This is a genomic window from Shigella sp. FC1967 (assembly GCF_001743005.1).
Taxonomy (GTDB): domain Bacteria; phylum Pseudomonadota; class Gammaproteobacteria; order Enterobacterales; family Enterobacteriaceae; genus Proteus.
Genome location: NZ_MIIZ01001435.1, coordinates 1 through 349 on the forward strand (window position 1 = coordinate 1; position 349 = coordinate 349).

General features: G+C 47.3%; 1 pseudogene. It reads left to right on the forward strand.

Going from position 1 to position 349, the window contains the following annotated elements:
• A pseudogene (locus BHE89_RS22740) lies at positions 1-349 on the forward strand (RNA-guided endonuclease TnpB family protein); the annotation flags it as partial.

A 349-nucleotide genomic window follows, 5' to 3' on the forward strand; every position in this document is an offset into this window, starting at 1 on the left:
GTTTTCCCACGTTTAAAAGTAAGCATGGCAGACAATCTAGCTATCATTGTGTCGGGATCAAAGTCATTGATGGCGCGATAAAAATCCCGAAAATCGCACTGATTGAAGCGCGTTTACATCGTGAAATTACGGGGGCGCTGAAAAGTATCACACTGAGCCGCAGCGCAACCGAAAATACTATGCGTCACTACTCTGTGATGACGGGGTAGAAGCACCGGCAAAGCCAACATTGATATCAAATATCACGGGGCTTGATGTGGGGCTGAGTCATTACGCCATCAAATCAGACGGCAATAAGATTGCTAATCCGCGCCACCTTATCAATGCCAGCCGTCACCTACGTCGAAAA